The organism is Brevibacillus panacihumi W25 (assembly GCF_000503775.1).
Lineage (GTDB): Bacteria > Bacillota > Bacilli > Brevibacillales > Brevibacillaceae > Brevibacillus > Brevibacillus panacihumi_A.
This window is the reverse complement of the sequence record NZ_KI629785.1, coordinates 803,269-819,478: the sequence shown is the minus strand read 5'-3', so window position 1 is coordinate 819,478 and position 16,210 is coordinate 803,269. Positions and strand designations below refer to the sequence as shown.

General features: G+C 51.7%; 15 protein-coding genes. 10 read left to right on the top strand and 5 right to left on the bottom strand.

Features of this window, described 5'->3' with window-relative positions; genetic code table 11:
• Positions 1–30: 30 nt before the first annotated feature.
• Together T458_RS44950 and T458_RS44945 are read left to right on the top strand one after the other, a co-directional pair.
• The gene (locus T458_RS44950; RefSeq protein WP_023557655.1) at positions 31–876 is read left to right on the top strand and encodes a YtnP family quorum-quenching lactonase; all 846 of its coding nucleotides are present in this window, start codon (positions 31–33) and stop codon (positions 874–876) included.
• Between the two features lie 120 nt (positions 877–996).
• Positions 997–2,232, top strand: a complete 1,236-nt coding sequence (locus T458_RS44945) for an MDR family MFS transporter (RefSeq protein WP_023557654.1) — start codon at positions 997–999, stop codon at positions 2,230–2,232.
• On the opposite strand, the gene T458_RS44940 is transcribed toward T458_RS44945, so the two are convergent.
• The gene (locus T458_RS44940; protein ID WP_023557653.1) at positions 2,224–3,012 is read right to left on the bottom strand and encodes an SGNH/GDSL hydrolase family protein; all 789 of its coding nucleotides are present in this window, start codon (positions 3,010–3,012) and stop codon (positions 2,224–2,226) included. The genes T458_RS44945 and T458_RS44940 overlap by 9 nt on opposite strands.
• A gap of 134 nt (positions 3,013–3,146) precedes the next feature.
• Between T458_RS44940 and T458_RS44935 the strand changes: the two genes are divergently transcribed.
• From T458_RS44935 to T458_RS44925, 3 genes are all read left to right on the top strand, one after another.
• A complete protein-coding gene (locus T458_RS44935; protein WP_023557652.1) occupies positions 3,147–4,085 on the top strand; it encodes an ABC transporter ATP-binding protein in 939 nt (312 codons plus the stop codon).
• Positions 4,075–5,070, top strand: a complete 996-nt coding sequence (locus tag T458_RS44930; RefSeq protein ID WP_023557651.1) for an ABC transporter permease — start codon at positions 4,075–4,077, stop codon at positions 5,068–5,070. The genes T458_RS44935 and T458_RS44930 overlap by 11 nt, the downstream gene beginning before the upstream one ends.
• A gap of 89 nt (positions 5,071–5,159) precedes the next feature.
• Positions 5,160–5,582, top strand: coding sequence for a small multi-drug export protein (locus tag T458_RS44925; RefSeq protein ID WP_252989855.1), 423 nt, complete (start codon positions 5,160–5,162; stop codon positions 5,580–5,582).
• Between the two features lie 81 nt (positions 5,583–5,663).
• Here T458_RS44925 and T458_RS44920 read toward each other — a convergent pair whose 3' ends face one another.
• The 3 genes from T458_RS44920 to T458_RS44910 are packed head-to-tail and all read right to left on the bottom strand — an operon-like array spanning position 5,664 to position 9,394.
• The gene (locus T458_RS44920) at positions 5,664–7,106 is read right to left on the bottom strand and encodes a hypothetical protein (protein WP_023557649.1); all 1,443 of its coding nucleotides are present in this window, start codon (positions 7,104–7,106) and stop codon (positions 5,664–5,666) included.
• Positions 7,087–7,656 (bottom strand): RNA polymerase sigma factor, encoded by a 570-nt coding sequence (locus T458_RS44915; protein ID WP_023557648.1) that lies wholly within the window; start codon positions 7,654–7,656, stop codon positions 7,087–7,089. The genes T458_RS44920 and T458_RS44915 overlap by 20 nt, the downstream gene beginning before the upstream one ends.
• Before the next feature lie 52 nt (positions 7,657–7,708).
• Complete coding sequence (locus T458_RS44910; protein ID WP_023557647.1) at positions 7,709–9,394, bottom strand: DNA repair helicase XPB; 1,686 nt, start codon at positions 9,392–9,394, stop codon at positions 7,709–7,711.
• Positions 9,395–9,532: 138 nt separating this feature from the next.
• Between T458_RS44910 and T458_RS44905 the strand changes: the two genes are divergently transcribed.
• The gene (locus T458_RS44905; protein WP_023557646.1) at positions 9,533–10,861 is read left to right on the top strand and encodes a hemolysin family protein; all 1,329 of its coding nucleotides are present in this window, start codon (positions 9,533–9,535) and stop codon (positions 10,859–10,861) included.
• Positions 10,862–10,975: 114 nt separating this feature from the next.
• Entirely contained in the window at positions 10,976–12,013 is a 1,038-nt protein-coding gene (locus tag T458_RS44900) for an ABC transporter substrate-binding protein (RefSeq protein ID WP_031305961.1), read from the top strand.
• Positions 12,014–12,173: 160 nt separating this feature from the next.
• Here the strand turns inward: T458_RS44900 and T458_RS44895 are convergent.
• Positions 12,174–13,324, bottom strand: a protein-coding gene (locus T458_RS44895) for an IS3 family transposase (protein ID WP_144083815.1) whose coding sequence is annotated in 2 segments (ribosomal slippage) — positions 12,174–13,063 and positions 13,063–13,324 — 1,152 coding nt in all. Because the reading frame shifts where the segments join, the coding sequence is not laid out codon by codon here.
• A gap of 87 nt (positions 13,325–13,411) precedes the next feature.
• Here T458_RS44895 and T458_RS44885 point away from each other — a divergent pair.
• From T458_RS44885 to T458_RS44875, 3 genes are read left to right on the top strand one after another with little or no spacing between them, the layout of a single operon-like run.
• Positions 13,412–14,455 carry an ABC transporter substrate-binding protein gene (locus T458_RS44885; protein ID WP_023557644.1) on the top strand — a complete coding sequence of 348 codons (1,044 nt, stop codon included), beginning with the start codon at positions 13,412–13,414 and terminating at the stop codon, positions 14,453–14,455.
• Positions 14,456–14,476: 21 nt separating this feature from the next.
• On the top strand, positions 14,477–15,409 hold the full coding sequence (locus tag T458_RS44880; protein WP_023557643.1) for an ABC transporter permease: 933 nt from the start codon (positions 14,477–14,479) through the stop codon (positions 15,407–15,409).
• Complete coding sequence (locus T458_RS44875; RefSeq protein WP_023557642.1) at positions 15,402–16,199, top strand: ABC transporter ATP-binding protein; 798 nt, start codon at positions 15,402–15,404, stop codon at positions 16,197–16,199. The genes T458_RS44880 and T458_RS44875 overlap by 8 nt, the downstream gene beginning before the upstream one ends.
• The last annotated feature ends 11 nt before the right edge of the window (positions 16,200–16,210 follow it).

The following is a 16,210-nucleotide window of genomic DNA, read 5'->3' as shown; positions in this document are numbered from 1 at the left end:
TAGAAAAAGAGAAAAAGCGAGGGGAAGAAGATGAAATTGACAGAATGGCAAGCAGGCAAGCTGAAATTTACCTGGCTGAATGGCGGCTTGACTCAACTCGATGGCGGAGCGATGTTTGGAGTTGTGCCAAAACCATTGTGGAGCAAGCGCTATCCTGCCAACGAACTGAACCAGATTCCGTTGCGTGCGGACCCGATTTTGCTCGAGGTGGATGGAAAGCGAATCCTGATCGAAGCGGGGCTGGGCAATGACAGATTGACCGAAAAGCAAAAACGGAACTTCGGATTGCTCGAGGAATCCCAGGTGGCGGAAGGTCTCGATGAGAAGGGATTAAGTCCGGAAGACATCGACATCGTGATCATGACCCATATGCACTACGACCATGTTAACGGCTTGGTCAAACGGCAGGAGGACAAGCTGGTCTCTACCTTCCCGAATGCCGAGATCTACGTGCAGGAGCTGGAGTGGGCGGAGATGCGGGAGCCCAATATTCGCTCGCGCAACACCTACTGGGAGGAGAACTGGCGTCCCATTGAACACCAGGTGAAAACATACGGGGATAGCCACGAGTTGATTCCCGGCATAATTACACTGATCCATACAGGCGGCCACAGTCAGGGACATGCCATCGTGCGGATGGAGAGCGAGGGGCAGTTGATCTTGCATTTGGCGGACATCATGCCGACGCATGCCCATCAAAATCCGCTCTGGGTGATGGCCTACGACGACTATCCAATGGACTCCATCTTCGCCAAAGAGAAGTGGATCAAGGAAGGGATGCAGCAAGGAGCCTGGTTTACGTTTTACCATGACAACTGCTACCGGGCAGTCAAATGGAATGCACAGGGAGAGTTAATCGAAAAAATCGATATTTAACATTCAAAAAAGTTTGAATGGTGATTGACGAATTCTTCTCGCCTCACTACAATGGGTAAAATGCAGAGCATCTGTTCTGCTGGGAGCATTCGGCAGTACAGTTGTGAGGAGAGAGATTCCATGCGCAAGATCAAAGATATGATTCAGGAGTTCCACCCCATTGTCTGGTCGCTCGTAGTCGGAACTGTTTTTGTCCGGGCGGCCAGCTCGATGAGCATGCCGTTTTTATTTTTATACCTGTCCAACAATACAGATTTGGACCTGGCGACGATTGGCATGATGATCGGTGCCGGGGCTTTGGCGGGAACCGTAGGGGGCTTTATCGCGGGAACCTTGTCAGACAGGATCGGCCGCAGACGCGTCATGATCGGCGCGCTCTATGTCTGGACACTCGTCTTTATCGGCTTTGCGGTGACGAAAAATCCGCTTTTGCTGCTTCTGTTCAACATGGCGGGAGGACTTTGCCGCTCTTTCTATGAGCCTGTCTCTCAGGCGTTGATGGCTGATGTGACGCCGCAAGAAAAACGCTATCGTGTATTCGGCCTGCGTTATACAGCGATCAATGTTGGAGTGGCAGTAGGACCGATTGCAGGCGCAGTGCTGGCAAAATCCTCGGTAGCCTTGCCTTTCCTGTGTACTGCTGTGATCTATTTGATCTATGTGATCAGCCTGCAGGGCTTGCTCAATCGCTTCGGCATCAAGACCATTGAAGGGCAAAAGAAAGAGCATGTCACATTTGGACACGCGTTTCGGGTCGTCGTTCATGACAAGGCATTCCGTTTCTACATGATTGCCGGAGTGCTCGGGGCCATCGGGTATTCGCAGATGTCCACGACTCTCGCCAAGTACGTTGAACTCAGCATTCCGAACGGCGTCGAGCTGTTTGCCATTTTAATGAGCGTCAATGCCATTGTAGTAGTGCTGCTGCAAATGCCGCTGACTACGTGGGCTGAAAAACGAACCCCACTCACAGCAATCGTGGTGGGGAACATCATGTACGCGCTTGGAGACCTTGGCTTTGCATTTGCCGCCACAGGGTGGATCTTTATTATCGCGATGATTCTGTTTACCTTTGGAGAGATTTTGACCTTTACCTCGGGTGACGTTCTGATCGACCGGATGGCACCGGAGGCGATGCGCGGCAGCTACTACGGAGCCAAAAGCTTCAGCAATCTCGGGCAGTTCATCGGGCCGTGGCTTGGCGGTCTGCTGCTTGCCACCTATGACGGCACTGTGCTTTTCCTGGTCGTCGCTGCCTTCTCGCTGGTCAGCAGCGTGTTTCACTGGGCGGGACAGCGCGCCTATCTTCTGAGTACCGGGAAATCGATTAATTACACCCGCACCGAATCACTCTAGTGCTTGCATGATCCGCTCCGCGATGCGCGCGTATCCGGCGGCGTTCGGATGGAAATGGTCGGTAAACAGGTATTCACTCTCCTTGTTCTGGAAAAGGTCGTAGGTCGGGACTACAAAGACTTGTGAATAGTCAGCCGAGATCTGTAGCGCCGCAGCATTCCAGTCAAGTACGGGCATAATCGTCTCGGCAGCAGCTTCTGTATTGCCAAACGGATTGTACAAAGATGTGTAGATGATCGGCGCCTTTTTATTCAGGGCGCGAATCTGCCGGAGAATTTCTTGATAGTTGGCCGTGAGCTCCTTCGTAGCTGCGGCCAATTTTTCTTTCTCCATCATGTATAGACCGCCTGTTTGCTTGAAGAGATCATTGCCGCCGATGGTAAACAGGATCAGATCTGCTTCTGCGAGCAGAGATTTTACCTGCTCTGTGTTGAGTTGCTTGAGCAGGTCAGGGGATTCTTGTCCGTTGATCGCCAGATTGGTAAACGTGATCGGATGCTTGCTTTTCTTCTCCAGAGCTTGTCGAACCAGACCGGCATAGCCTAGACCATTGGCATCGCCAGCTCCGCGCGTGAGGGAATCCCCGAGCGCCACGACTTTCTGTATGCCTTCGACTGCTGGCGGAGCAGCCGGAATGACAGCTTGTGAGGGCGAGGGGGCTTTGGACGGTGCCAGGACTTGCGGCTGGAGCGCGAGGAAAAAGCCCGTGGCCAACAGCAGGAAGGCGAGGAGCGAAAAAAAGCCTGCTGTACGCCACAGAAGCTGTCCGGATATGCGCATCAGGTAACCTCCTGTTTCACGTATTTGCTGATTGTACATGTTATAATATGGGTGGACATCTACTTTCTTTCAGTGTACCACAAACAGGCTTTCTGGCGGCAGTGGACCCGGATACAGCCTGGACAGGAGGACGCATGTTGGCTGAGGTAGTGCTATCCGTCAAACATTTGCATAAGAAGATCGGAGGCAAACCGATCATTCACGATATGACCTTTGATGTCTATGCGGGTGAGGTGTTCGGGTTTCTCGGGCCTAATGGAGCGGGAAAAACGACAACGATCCGGATGCTCGTCGGACTGGCATCAGCCGATGGAGGCGATATACGCATCGGCGGCATTTCCATCCGCGACCAGTTCCCGCAAGCGATCGCAAAGGTAGGCTGCATTGTCGAAAATCCGGAGCTGTACAAGTTTTTGACGGGAAGAGAAAATCTGGAGCAATTCGCCCGTATGAGCGGCGGTATTCCCATGGAGCGGATCGAGGAGATCATCCGCTTCGTCGATCTGGAGCGAGCGATCGACGACAAGGTGAAAACCTACTCCCTCGGCATGCGGCAACGGCTGGGAATCGCCCAAGCCCTGCTGCATCAGCCCAAGATCCTTATTCTGGACGAGCCGACCAATGGATTGGACCCGGCGGGCATCCGCGAATTGCGCCAGTTCATCCGACGTCTCGCAGAGGAAGAAGGGCTGGCTGTATTTATTTCCAGCCATCTGCTGAGTGAAATCGAGATGATGTGCGACCGCGTAGCCATTATCAATCAGGGAAAGGTCATTTCTGTCGGCCTGGTAACAGAGCTGATGGCACAGTTTGCGGATCAGGTGGACTGGACGATCTCACCAGACTTTTTGGATAAAGGGATGGAGGTCCTGCGTGGCTTGCCGGCCGTCTCACAGGTTTGGCAGATTGGTGAAGAGAGGCTGAAATGCCGCATGCAGACGGAGCGGGTCAGTGAAGTAAATCAGGCTCTCGTCGAAGCGGGCGTCCCTGTTCGGGGGATCGCGACCAAAACCATGTCACTCGAGGATCTGTTCTTGACGGTCACGGGAGGAGGTGGAGCGGATGAATCCTAGCATGCTGGGCCTCGTGCAAAACGAGACGGTCAAATTGCTGCGACGCCGCCGTTTCCTGGTTGTCGTGCTGATTCTGGTCATCCTCATCCCGATCTTTACCTATGCTCAGTACCGCTCTGTGGTAACAGCGCAGGAGCGGATGGGCACGAGCGATTGGCGGCCCTTGCTGACCCAGCAGATTGTGGATATGCAAAACCGTCTGGCCTCCAGCCGTTTGCCCGAGGAATGGCGGGACCTGATCAAGATACGAATCCAGCAGCAGCAATATTATCTCGATCACGACATCGATCCGATGGCTCCGGGTGGGCCGACCTTCGCCAGAGGATTCATGGATCAGGCCATCACCATGTTTTTGCCGATGATTATCGTCGTCCTGGCTGTGGACCTCGTTTCGGCTGAATTCAGCGAAGGGACGATCAAGCTGCTGCTGACCCGTCCGGTGCGGCGCTGGAAGGTGTTGACCAGCAAATATATCACCATGGTCCTGTTCACTTCTCTGACGGTCCTGATGACCTTGATTCTGGCGTATTTGATCTCGGGAACCGTCTTTGGGTACTCGGGGTGGAGCCTGCCGATTCTGACCGGTTTTCAGGTGCAGGGAAGCGAGCTGGATACCTCCAATGTGTTTATGCTACCCCAATGGCAGTTCCTGCTGCTGCAATACGGGCTTGGCTGGTTTGTCTGCGTGGTCGTTGGAACAGTGACTTTCATGGTCTCCGTGCTGGTGAGAAGCGCCGCCGCTGGGATGGGCATCATGATGGCTGCCTTAATCAGTGGAATGATCTTGACGCAGATGGCCTCGTCCTGGGAGGCGTCCAAATACCTGTTTATCGTCAATTTGGAGTTGACCGACTATCTCAATGGTACATTGCCCCCGATTGCAGGCATGACACTCCCCTTTTCACTGACCGTTCTTAGTGTATGGGCCATTGCCTCGCTAGTCGTAGCCTATACGGTGTTTATCCGCCGGGACGTCACTTCCTAGCGAAAAGGGAAACTCTTTTCTCTTTGATTCGTACTCTCTAAGGTAGGGCTGGGAATCGGCAACGGGAGGAGAGCGCTGTTTTGTTGGATATGCTTTGGAAGTGGGGAAGTGTCTTCGGGACGGGGATGCTCGAGTTGTGGGCAGGCATACCGCTAGGGTTTGTCCTGCAATTATCCCCTGTCACAACCGGGGTATTGAGTGGAGCGGGAGCGATTGCCAGCGGGGCGATCGTCATCTATCTGGGAGGCTCGCTGCGAGCTTGGCTGCTTAAGCGAGTCGCACAAAAGGAAGGACAAAAAGGTCGCATGGCCCGTATTTGGGAAAAATACGGAGTGATCGGGCTGGGGCTGTTATCGCCGCTGTTGACAGGAGCACCATTGGGGGCTGCCATCGGGATTTCCCTGGGAGCGCCGACAGGCAAGCTGATGCTTTGGATGGCGATCGGAATCATCATCTGGAGTGCGATCTTGACTGCTGCCGTCGCATACGGCCTGCTGACCCTCATGCCTTAACGCCTGCGTCATCATGAAAAAAGAAGGACACGTACTGCTTGATTCACAAGCAGAGCGTGTCCTTTGTGTATTTTTCCACGTTTACGGCTTCCAGGTTATCTCTTTCGACAACTCCATCAATTCGTCCAGAGAAATGCCGTTTGCAGTCAAGACGACATACAGCGATTGTTCTCCAGCCGAAGCGTTGAAGTGAACAGCGTGTTGTGCTGTTGATTCTTGCTTTGGCTGTTTTTCAAACGAGACCCCGATGGCCTGCTCGTTGTTCACAGAGAACAGGTGTGTAGCAGTGAAGGTTCCTGGAATGGAGAGGCTTCGCTTCCCATCCTTATTTCGGACCACTTCGATCTTGATCCAATCCTGATCGCGCTGATAGTCTGCCAGAAGAAGCGCTACATGCTGACTCGTTTCCGTTTCGTAGCGGATGGAGATGCCGCTCATGGCAAATCCGTCTGGTACCTTTGCCAGGACGGGAACCGGCATATCCGATGCTTGTACGGCTGTCTCCACGTCATTAAAAGTGGACAGCGTGATCGGAGAGCTTTCCGCAGCTGGAAGAGGAGGGCCGACCAAAGCGCTTTTTGCTGTCCCTGTATCTGCTTCCATCATCATGCTCATGTCCGCCTCAGGATCGACCGTCCGTGCATATACGGGCTCATGGACGAAAGCAGTAGCAGCCAGGCTCATATCCGCATGGTCCATTGTGGCTTGTCTGTCTTCCTTTTGGGCCGTGCCAGTTTCACTTTCAGTTGGTGCTGTCTCTTTTTTGACGACAGGGTCTGAAACTGGTTTCGGCGTTCCGTTTCGTGCCATCAAGCCGCGGCTTTCTTTTGGCGTGCTTCGTGCGGGATCAGCCATCGCGATGCTGGCTTCCAGGCCGTTTTTGGCTGCTGCTGGAGCTTCCGCCTGCTTCTCTTGTACAGGAGGGGCAGCTGCAATCTCGACTGATGCTGCTGCTTCAGGTGGTTGATCTCCATATGCCTCAATTGTTTCTTGGACTTGTTGCTGCGGCTCACTGCTTCCGCTTGCTTGAGTCTCTGTATTTTCCGGCGCTGTCTCTGCAGCGGGGCTGGCTTGTGGAGAATTCATCGCGATTTGGGCATTGCTTCCAGCCTGATTGTTGATCGGTTCCGACGCAGTCTGGAACTGTTCGGGCACAGACAATTGCTGGTAGCCGACCACGCCGACCGCGAGCAGGACGGCTGCAGCGCTCACCCAGGCGTAAGAAGGGAAGCCTTTTGTGCGCTTATTGCCTTTTGCTTGGGCAGCCGGGGGTGCCGTTGGGAGCGGTATGGTTGCCGCTAATGGTGGCGCAGTTTGCTCGGAGGCCTGATAGATCGCTTGCATGATCCTCTCTTCCAGGTTCGCAGGCGGTGACGGTACCTCTTTCAAGAACTGCACCTCCTCGTCGCTTGCCATCTGCGTTTCAATCCACGCGATGCACGCCTCACAAGTTTCGATATGCAAAAACAAGTCGTCGTTGTCTGTATCATGTATCCATGCGTTTCTAAATGCCTGGCAGTTCATGTACGAGCCCCCCTTCCTTGCGGGTTAACAATTTTGCTAGTTCCTGGCGAGCACGCAAATAGCGAACACGGGCGGTAGACTCGGCAATGCCGAGCAGTGAAGCAATCTTTTCAAACGGATATTCATGCGTACAACGAAGCACGATCACCTCACGATAGGAATCTGACAAAAGGGCAAACGCTTCTTCGATCTCTCGCCGCTGTTCCTTGTTCATCAATGACTCTTGTGGAGATTCATCACGGGTCTGTGAAGGGACGAATGCCAATTGCTCATCAGAGTCATGGAATTTGCGGCGGCGCAGAAAGTCGATGCTCTTGTTGCGAGCGAGTGTATGCAGCCAGGAAGAGAACTGGCTGTCGCCGCGGAAGGTTGAAAGCTTTTCATACGCCTTGACAAACACTTCCTGCGTGAGATCTTCCGCATCCGTGCGGTTATTCACCATTTTGTAGATAAACACGTAGATCATATGCTGGTACCGCTGGATTAGATCCCGATACCCCTCGATGTCGCCTTGCAGAATCCGTTGAATGATTTCGGCGTCGGATTGCATTGAATCTCCGGCCTCCCTTCCCTCTATGAGACGCTGGCAGCTATCAAACGTTTCATACCAGCGTTTCCATTTCTATAATTTCATATGGATATCCTTGTTCAGCGAGAAAAAGCTGACGGTGCATGGAAAATTCCTGCTCCCTTGTATTGCGGGTCACCAGCGTGTAAAAGTGAGCCTGGTTGGCTTCCGCCTTGGGACGCAGGATTCGCCCCAATCTTTGCGCCTCCTCTTGCCTGGAGCCAAACGTACCGGATATCTGGATCGCGACGTTGGCATCCGGCAAGTCTACAGCGAAATTGGCTACCTTGGAGACGATGAGACGCTTCAATTCCCTTTTTTTAAATTGCTCGTACAAGAGGATTCGCTCTTTTTCCGGAACCTTCCCGGTGATCAGCGGCAGAGAGAGCGCGTCCGCCATTTCATGCAGCTGGTCCACGTATTGTCCGATGATCAGCACCTGGTCGTCAGCATGTTGTTCCAGCAAGTGGCGAACCACCTCCAATTTGCGGGGATTTTCTGCCGCAATCCGGAACTTTTGCCGGGCTGTGGCGCGTGCATAGGCTTCCCGCCACTTGGGTTCAAAAGGCAGCCGGATTTCTCGGCAGCATGCTTCGGCAATCCAGCCTTTTTTCTCTAGTTCCTTCCAGGGAACCTCGTATTTTTTTGGCCCAATCAAAGTAAAGACATCTTCTTCCCGGCCATCCTCGCGTACCAGCGTGGCAGTCAAACCCAGACGCCGAGTCGCTTGAATTCCGGAGGTGACACGAAAAATAGGCGCGGGCAGCAAATGCACCTCATCGTATATAATAAGCCCCCAATCGCGCTTAGAAAAGAGTGTCAGGTGGGGGAAATCTTCGCTGGCGTTGGGTCGATAGGTCAAAATTTGATAGGTTGCGACCGTGATCGGTTTCACTTCCTTGCGATCACCAGTGTATTCGCCAATCAGCGAAGGATCAAGACTTGTTTTGTCCAAAATTTCGGCAATCCACTGTCGGACAGATGTCGTATTGGTAGTCAAGATGAGAGTAGCCGTCTGAAGCTGATGGATGGCCCCCAATCCGATCACCGTTTTTCCTGCCCCGCAGGGGAGAACCAGCACCCCGCTGCCTCCAGTCGGACTCCCGTCTGCATAAAAAGCGTCGACGGCTTCTTTTTGATAGGAACGGAGCGAAAAGGGCTTATTTTGCCGCGTCGTCTCGAGCAGACTGACTGGACAAGGCTCCCCGGGAGCATAGCCGGCCAGATCTTCTACAGGATAGCCGAGGCGGATCAGCTCCTGCTTGATCAACCCGCGGTAAAAGGGCTTCACCACAAAGCTTTTTTTGTTTTCATCGATTTCCTCGGTCAGCAGCTGCCGAATGGCTTTGTAGCCAGTCAACTCCTCCAGCAGCCATGTTTCCTCAGAGGTTAAAAGCAGATCATCACCGGACTTTTCCAGGCGGATCAAGCCATAGCGCCGCATAGTTTCCGTAATTTCACTGATGATCGTGGGGGGTACCCCGTATTTGCTGTACTTTCCAAGCACAGCACAGACCTCTTCAGAGGAACCTCCGCTTGCGGCTGCATTCCACAGGGAGAGCGGCGTAATGCGATAGGTATGGATGTATTCAGGACTTTTGATCAACTCCGCAAAACCGCTGATCGCCTGCTTCGCTTCCTCATAGGCAGGATGCTGTGCTTCCAGCAGGATAGTACGGTCACTTTGCACGATCATGGGCAAATCGGGACGGTAAGACAAGTGACTCACCTCAAAAAAGGACATATATGCTCAGTTTGATGGTAACACAATCGGGAAAAGAAAGAAAAACGAAGCGGTAACATTTGTCCCATGGTGGGAAACAATAACCAAAGTCCCGTGGAAAGGAGGAGGCAGATCATGGAATGGTGGGGGACAGTGTTCAATCTCTTCATGGTGATAGTCCTCGTGCTTCTCAACGGCTTTTTTGTCGCCACAGAATTCGCGATCGTCAAGGTGCGGGAGTCGAGGATCGCCCAGTTAGTGGCAGAGGGAGAGAGCCGCGCTCGCAGCGTTGAGCAGGTTCTCCAAAATCTGGATGCTTATCTGTCTGCCTGCCAATTGGGGATTACACTCGCGTCGCTGGGACTAGGCTGGCTGGGGGAACCGGCTGTCGCTCACCTGCTGCATCCGGTCTTTCGCTACTTTGAGTTGAACGAGACCTTGGTTGGCAGCATTTCCTTTATACTCGCGTTTTCTGTCATTACTTTTTTACATATTGTCTTGGGCGAGCTGGCGCCCAAAACCTTTGCCATTCAGCGGACCGAATGGGTTGCTATGAATGTAGCAAGGCCCATCCAGATTTTTCACAAGGTGATGTATCCGTTCATTGCTTTTCTGAACTGGTCAGCCTTTCGCTTTCTCGCTCTCTTTCATATTTCAATGGAGCCCCATCAGGAGGCGCATACAGAGGAAGAAATCCGAATTCTGGTCAACGAAAGCCATAAAAGCGGCTTGATCGATCAAACTGAGCTGATGCTGGTGGATAATATTTTCGACTTCTCGGAAACGATGGCCAGGGAGATCATGGTTCCGCGCACCGATATGATCGTTCTGAATATCCACGATTCCTTTGAGGAAAATGTCCAGCTGGTGCAGACCGGGCATTTCACCCGCTACCCGGTGGTAGACGGAGACAAGGATCATGTGGTCGGAAGCCTCCATATCAAAGATCTGCTGACAGGAGTGCTGCAGGGGGAGAAAAAGGATATCCAAGCGCTCATGCGCCCGATCTTAAGCGTCCCTGGGACGATTTCCATCAGCCGGCTGCTGACGATGCTGCAAAAGCAGCGCGGTCAGATGGCGATCATCATTGATGAATACGGGGGAACTGCCGGACTCGTCACGTTGGAGGATATAATGGAAGAGATCGTAGGAGACATCCAGGATGAATTCGACAATGAGCGTCCGGAAGTGGAAAGAAAAGATGGGATTCTCTCCCTGGACGGGCGGATGCTGCTGGAGGAAGTAAGCGATTATCTGGACATCGAGCTGACCTCCAACGAAGTGGATACGCTTGCTGGTTGGATCTACACGCAGATTGATCATACGCCGAAGGTAGGCGATCTGATCCGCGAAGGGAATTGGCAGTTTATGGTCGAGGAAGTCGATCACTACCGGATTACACGCGTTCAGGTCACACGTTTGGCACCGAAGCCGGATACCGCAGAAGCGAGCGAGGAGCCGTAGGGTACGAGAGAAGAAAGTTTGCAAAAATTCTTTTCAAAGTTGCACAGTGTGCTATAATAGGACAAAGATTTTGTAGATAAAAGAGTGGAGCAGAGACTAGAGGAGGAACCAGAGATGAGAAGAGCAAGCAGTTTTGTTATGGCAGCATTGCTGTCGCTGACTTTGGCAGCATGTGGAGCGGGATCGAACGGTGGATCACAGCCGGCAGCCCAACCGCAAACGCCATCGCAAACAGAAACACCTGCAGCAGGAGAGACAAAGACTGTTAAGCTGGGCTTGACCCAATTTGTCGAGCATCCGGCCTTGGATAGCATTCGTCAGGGAATTCTGGACGGATTGAAGGAATCAGGCTATGAGGACGGCAAGAACTTGGCCGTCGATTACCAAAACGCGCATGCCGATATGAACAATGCCGTAACGATTGCCCAGAAGTACGCGGGTGATCATAAAGATATTGTGATCGCGATTGCGACGCCATCCGCACAAGCGGCAGCCAAAGCGATTACTGACAAGCCAGTCGTATTCAGCGCGGTGACAGATCCGCTCTCCGCACAGCTGGTGAGCAGTCTGGAGAAGCCTGAAGGCAATGTGACCGGAACATCCGACAAAGTGTCGATGGAACAGCAGCTTGAATTGATCAAGACATTCCTGCCTGAGCTGAAAAAGCTGGGCGTCATCTACACCACTTCAGAGGTAAACGCTGAAGTGCAGGTGCAGGATCTGGAGGAAGCGACCAAAAAGGCCGGGGTAGAGCTGGTCAAGGCCGGAACCTCGCAAATGTCCGAAATTCAGATCGCAGCCCAGGGATTGGTAGGGAAGGTAGACGCGATTTTCATTCCGATCGACAACTCAGTGGTTTCTTCCTTTGAAGCTGTGCTTGGTGCTGCCGAAGCGAACAAAGTTCCGGTCTTCGCCTCTGATACAGATACAGTCAAACGCGGCGCAGTCGCGACATACGGAATTGATTACTACAAAATGGGCGTACAAACAGGTGAGATGGCGGCTCGCGTCCTCAAAGGGCAGGCGGTTGCCGAAACACCTGTCGAGATTTCCAAAACCGCAGATCTCTACATTAATGAATCGGCAGTGGAAAAATTCGGACTTACTGTCACGGACGCGCTTAAACAACAAGCGAAAGAACTCATCAAGTAAAGAGAGCCTCGTGCTCTCTTTTTTTTACATCTTTTAAAATCGTTTTTATCATGATACGATTAACTAAATTTGAGAAGTGGGGGTTATGAAAGATGGTAAAAAAGAGAAAAAATCCTGGTCGTAGCCCCGTCAAGTAGACAACTAAAAAAGAGTGATTAACTTAGGCGGCGATCGCTTCTCGATATTCTATCGGGGAGAGGTCGCCAAGTTTTTTCTGAAAGCGTTCATGGTTATAGTAATTGATGTATTCGGCAATCATTTTACGTGCTGCAACTTCGCTATTTGGCTTCTCAAGGTAAAGCTTTTCTGTTTTCAGGTGGGAAAAGAACGACTCTATACAGGCGTTATCAAAGCAGTTCCCACGTCTTGAATGGCTTCCAATGAGTTTTTTCTCCTCGAGAAGATTACTGTACGATTTGGTTGTGTATTGAAATCCTTGATCTGAGTGAAGAATGGCGTCTTTGGCGTCCAACTGCTTTACGGTATCCAATACGAGCTGTAAATCGTTTCGCGTAGATATTTCCCAGGCTACGACTTCGTTGTTACAAAGATCTAAAATAACTGACAAATAGACAAAATCATGTTCAACTCGGACATAAGTAATGTCCGTCACAAATTTCTTCAAAATAGTATCTGCTGTAAATTCACGGTTGAGAACATTCGGGAAGACAACAGATGGTTTCCGCCCCGCAAAGGGGCGTTTCTTACGGATAACCGAGCGAATACCCAGTTCTCGCATGAGCCTACGTACCTTTTTATGGTTAATGTGAAGCCCTTCTTTGCGTAGAGCCGTACGCATACGTTTGTATCCAAAATAAGGTCTCAGCCGATTAATCGCGAGAATGTGTTCTTTTAGATCGGTATCTTGCTCAATCCGAGCTTCACGGTTTCCAACGGTTGTTTTCCACTTGTAGTAACCAGCCCGCGATATTTCGGCGATCTTGCAAAGCATGACGATGGGATACTTCTTCTTCATTTTTTCGATGGTCCTAAACCGGGCTTGCTTATCCAACTTCCCTCCCCATGTAGATTCGGATTGAGCTTTTTTAGGTATTCGACCTGCGCTTTCAAGTAGGTATTTTCCTCTTCTACACTACTAAAATGCTTCTTTGTCCAACGCCCACGATAATCCTCAAACGATTCTCCACTCTGGTACTTACGTACCCAACTGATGATCTGCGCATCGCTTTTAATTCCGAGTTTTTCCCTTATCATTGGGTAGCTCCACTGTTCTTCAACACGTAAGCGAACAGCCTCTTTCTTCGTATCCTCGTCATAGCGATTAAAGGCTTGTCCCTTCTTTGGCGGCATAAAAAATCCCCTCCGGTCAACAATGATGAGTCCATGATACCATGAACTCTTTTTTCACTGTCTACCATGAGGGGATAATACCATCCGATGAAAATGGTTGGGCGTTTTTTTATTCCTCTCTTACTTTTGTCCGTTACCGCATGTGGACAGCAAAGCAGCGCTCCAGCGAACACCAATTCGCAACAGCCTGAGACGCCAGCAGCCAACGCTCCGGCACCTGCTCCAGAAGAGAAGAAGCTTACCATTGGGATCGCACAGTTTGTAGAACATCCAGCCTTGGATGCAGCGCGAGAAGGATTCATTGCGCAAATGGCGAAAAATGGTTATGAGCAGGACAAGCAGGTTGTATTTGATCACAAATCTGCACAAGCAAGCATGGACACAGCGATTTCCATCGCACAGAAATTCGAGACGGACAAGGTGGATTTGATTCTCGCCATCGCGACACCAACCGCTCAGGCTGCAGTTCAGACTAGTAAGGAAATTCCGATTGTTTTTACAGCGGTGACAGATCCTGTCGAAGCAGGTCTGGTTAAAGCCATGGAAAAGCCTGAGGGGAACGTAACAGGTACTTCCGACATGAACCCGGTGGAAGAACAACTGAAGCTGATCAAGGAAATCAATCCGAATGCGGCTTCTGTAGGAATTATCTATAGCTCCGGTGAAGTAAACTCCAAGGTACAAGTAGACGCAGCCAAGGCTGTAGCAGACAAGGTAGGCCTGACCATCCGTGAAGCAGCGGTATCCAGCGCGACAGAAGTGAAACAGGCGGCTGAATCGATGATCGGCAAGGTAGATGCATTCTACGTACCGACTGACAACCTGGTTGTGTCCTCCATCGCGGCCGTACTTAGTGTAGGGGAAGACCAAAAAATTCCGGTCATCGCGGGTGAAGAAAACTCCGTGAAGAGCGGGGCGATTGCAACATACGGTATCGATTACACCAAATTGGGTGCGCAAACAGCTGATATGGCAACCAAAATCCTGAAAGGCGAAGCGAAGCCAGGGGATATGCCAGTAGAGATGCAAGCTGAAATGAAACTCGTCATCAATAAAAAAGCAGCAGAAAAAATGGGTGTTACGCTTCCACAAAGCATGCTCGACCGAGCTGGGGAAGTATTTGAGCAATAAAAGCAACAGGGGGACTCCTTCATGAATCTGGCATTAATGGGTGCAATCGAACAGGGCCTGTTGTTCGGCATACTGGCCCTTGGCGTGTACCTGACCTTTCGCATCCTAAATGTACCTGACCTTACTGTAGACGGCAGCTTTGCCCTCGGCGGAGCGGTAGCAGCCAAGCTGATCATCGGCGGCTCCAATCCATTTTTGGCTACAGCAGTCGCTTTCGTTGTCGGCTGCTTGGCCGGGGCTTTTACCGGAGTCCTGCATACCAAAGGGAAAGTAAACGCGTTGCTTGCAGGGATTCTGACCATGATCGCGCTGTATTCCGTCAATTTGCGCATCATGGGCAAAGCAAATCTGCCTCTCTTGCGGGAAGAGACGCTGCTTACGTATACCAAGGCTTTGGGAATTCCGAATCTCGTTATTAGCGGCGTGACACTGTTGACAGGGGTGGCCATCGTTTTCGCTGTGGGGGTTTTGATCCTCAAGCTGATCATCGACTGGTTCCTCCATACCGATTTAGGTCTTGATCTGCGTGCTACCGGCGACAATCCGAAGATGATTCGCAGCTTTGGCGTCAATACAGATTCTACGACTATCATCGGTCTGTCACTGTCCAATGGACTCGTCGCAGTATCGGGCGCTTGGCTTGCCCAGTTCCAGGGGTTTGCCGATGTAGGTATGGGGATCGGGATGATCGTGATTGGTCTTGCCTCAGTCATTGTCGGAGAAGTCCTGTTTGGTAGCTCGTCTATTTTCCGTGTGACGCTGGCCGTAATTGGCGGCTCCATCGTCTATCGATTGGTTATTGCATTGGCCTTGCAGGCGGGGCTCGATCCGTCCGACTTGAAGCTGATCACGGCGTTGATCGTGATTGTGGCACTCACCGTACCGACATTTGCCAAAGGCATCTGGAAGAAACAAGTGGTCCGTACGGTGAAGGGAGGTACTGACGGTGCTTAATATCGCAGGAGTACACAAAGTTTTTAACGCTGGAACAGTAAATGAAAAAATTGCCTTGAACAACGTCCGGCTGCAGGTGAAAAGTGGCGAATTTATCACGGTTATCGGGAGTAATGGTGCAGGGAAATCGACGCTGATGAACATCATCTCCGGGGGCATGCTCCCCGATACAGGAAGCATCAGCATCGATGGAAAAGATGTCACCCGTTGGGGAGAGCATCAACGCGCTGGCTTGATCGGCCGCGTGTTCCAGGACCCCATGGCGGGCACCGCTCCCAATATGACCATCGAAGAAAATTTGGCTATTGCATTGGCCCGGGGAGAAAAGCGCAAGCTCTCTTTTGGTGTAAACAACCAGAAGCGCGAGCTGTTCCGCGAACAGTTGAAGCTTCTGGACCAAGGGCTGGAGAACCGCCTCAAAACCAAAGTTGGCTTTCTCTCCGGCGGTCAACGCCAGGCTTTGAGTCTTTTGATGGCGACCTTTACGGAGCCGAAGATTCTTTTGCTTGATGAGCATACGGCAGCGCTGGACCCCAAACGGGCGCAACTGATCGTGGATCTAACCGAGAAGATCGTAGAACGCCACAAGCTGACGACGATCATGGTGACGCATAACATGGATCAGGCGCTCAACATGGGGAATCGCTTGCTGATGCTTCATGACGGCGGCATCATCCTGGATATTCCCGATGAGAAAAAGCGCACCATGAAGCCCCAGGATTTGCTAAAAGCTTTCGAGACGGCTCGTGGCGGCGAGACGTTTAGCGAAGACCGTTTCTTGTTGACCTGATAGGGTATGAT